This is a genomic window from Mycobacterium sp. (assembly GCF_050701675.1).
Taxonomy (GTDB): Bacteria; Actinomycetota; Actinomycetes; order Mycobacteriales; family Mycobacteriaceae; genus Mycobacterium.
In genome coordinates this window covers 1-2,076 of the sequence record NZ_JBOGDD010000014.1, presented here as the reverse complement: position 1 = coordinate 2,076, position 2,076 = coordinate 1, and the positions used below count along the sequence as shown (strand labels likewise).

Annotated in this window: 3 protein-coding genes; 1 reads left to right on the top strand and 2 read right to left on the bottom strand. The window is 68.3% G+C overall.

Annotated features, from left to right (window positions below; translation table 11 throughout):
• Both ACRDUX_RS00425 and ACRDUX_RS00420 read right to left on the bottom strand, forming a co-directional pair.
• Positions 1-774: alpha/beta fold hydrolase (locus ACRDUX_RS00425; RefSeq protein WP_526409944.1), on the bottom strand; the 774-nt coding region annotated here is incomplete at its 3' end.
• Positions 775-787: 13 nt separating this feature from the next.
• Positions 788-1,672, bottom strand: a complete 885-nt coding sequence (locus ACRDUX_RS00420; protein WP_526409942.1) for an alpha/beta fold hydrolase — start codon at positions 1,670-1,672, stop codon at positions 788-790.
• 42 nt (positions 1,673-1,714) lie between these two features.
• Between ACRDUX_RS00420 and ACRDUX_RS00415 the strand changes: the two genes are divergently transcribed.
• A partial coding sequence (locus tag ACRDUX_RS00415; RefSeq protein WP_526409940.1) for an acetyl-coenzyme A synthetase N-terminal domain-containing protein occupies positions 1,715-2,076 on the top strand: 362 nt, incomplete at its 3' end.

Genomic DNA, 2,076 nt, shown 5'->3' with positions numbered 1-2,076 from the left:
GTCGGTGGTGCCGGGAATCAGCTCGGCGAGACGCCGCCCCCACTTCGTCGGGAAGAAGACGTCGCCGGTACCCCAGACCACCAACGTCGGCACCCTCAGGTTCGCCAGCTGCGGGCGCACCGCGGCGAGGTCCTCAGAGGACAGCGCGGCAATCAGTCGGGCGAAGGCGCGAGCCGATCCGGGGGTGCCGAGCACGGGACTTCCGTACGCATCGACCACCTCGGGCGGAATTCGGCGAACGTTCGGGTATCCCGCCAGGAGCAAGGCGCGCACCAGCGGACGCCGGGCAGCAATGTGTGGTCCCACCGTGGCGAGGAGATCCGTGCGGGCCAGCGCGGCAACGGGTTTGAACAAGGTCGGCGGAGTGTTCCCCTCGGTGTCGCAATTCGTCAGCGTCAGCGTGGCGAGCCTGTCGCTCAACTGCGCCGCCACGATCTGCGCGACGGCACCCCCGGTGTCGTTGGCGACGAGGTCGAAGCGGCTCAAACCGAGGTGATCGCAGAGTTCGCCGACGCGGCGGGCCAGGCCGGTCAGCGACACGTCGTCGGACTCCGGCGCGGGCGGGGTACGGCCATGGCCAGGCAGATCCACCGCGATCACCCGTCGACCATCGGATGCCAGTGCGGAGATGATATGGCGCCACAACAGGCTGTTGGTCAATATCCCGTGAACGAGGACGGCGACGCTGGAGCCCTGCCCGACGTCGAGGTAACTGATCGGCCCCGACGCCGTAACGGCGTGGCGGCGGTGCTCTTCCAGGATCGCGATGTCCATTGACCCTCCCGTGTTACGGCGTTCCCTTCGCAGTCTCCTCCGCGAGCGCGATCAGCTTCGCGCGCACCAGATCCGGACGCTCGTCGATGACGAAGTGCCCGGAGTCGACCGGCTCGAACGTGTAGTCGTCGGCGTTGGCCGTCTCGGGTGCGGCCAGCGAGTAGTGTACCGCGAAGTCCGCCATCCCGAACAGGGCGCGGATGGGTACCGTCGCCCGTCGGATCTCGGGTTCCCTTGCCCCGGACGGCAACTCGCGAAGCAGGAACGTGCGGTAGGTGTCGGTGGCCGCGCGCGCCACGACGGGATCACGGAATCGGTCGGCATAGATGCGAGCCGCCTCGGGCGTCACCCGATGCGCCTTGGGTCCGAAGGCGAAGATGACGCGTTCCAGGTACTTGGTGCGCCGTTGCAGCGGCACGCCGACGCTCGCCACGAATGGCTGGTAGGCCAGGAACCGCCAGAAGTGCGGCAGGATCGTCTTGGGTGTCTGCCACGGATGCGCCATGTTCATCACCAGATATCCGTCGAAACGCTCCGGCGCCGACAGCACCATCCGGTATCCGACGAAGCCGCCCCAGTCGTGCCCGACGAGCAGCACGCGGTCCAGGCCAAGCGCGTCCATCAACGCGAGAACGTCGGCGGCGACGTCATCCTTCGCCCACTTGTGCGGCGCCGGCCCGGACCAGCCGTAGCCCGGCAGGTCGGGGGCGATGATGCGTAGCCCGGGCGGCGGGTCGGCGAGCAGATCGCGGTACACCCAGTGGTGCTGTGGCCATCCGTGCAGCGCGAGCACGGGTCGGCCGTCCTCCGGGCCTGCCTCGGTGACGTGGAATCGGACGCCGCGGGCCTCGACGAACGACCTGCGGACACCTTCGATGGGCGGCACGAGACTAGTCATATGTCCAGGTTATGAGAGGCCGATACCCAGTATTCTCCCGGTATGGCCGGCTACCGAGAACTGTTCGACGCGAGCATCGAGGATGCCTGCACCTTCTGGGCCGACGCCGCGCGGGCCGTGACGTGGACCCGTCCGCCCCGCCGCATCCTCGACGACTCCACGCCCCCGTTCTTCCGCTGGTTCCCCGATGCCGAGCTCAACACGTGCGCCAACGCGCTGGACCGTCACGTTGCCGACGGCCGCGGCGAACAGGCGGCGCTCATCTACGACTCCCCGGTCACCGGCACCAAACGCACCTACACCTACCGCGAACTGCTCGACGAGACAGCGCGGTTCGCAGGCGCGCTCCGGGAGCTCGGCGTCGAGAAGGGCGACCGCGTCGTCATCTACATGCCGATGGTGCC

Coding starts and splice junctions, on each gene's coding strand:
- ACRDUX_RS00420 (WP_526409942.1), bottom strand. CDS start 1,672: ATGACTAGTCTCGTGCCGCCCATCGAAGGTGTCCGCAGGTCGTTCGTC.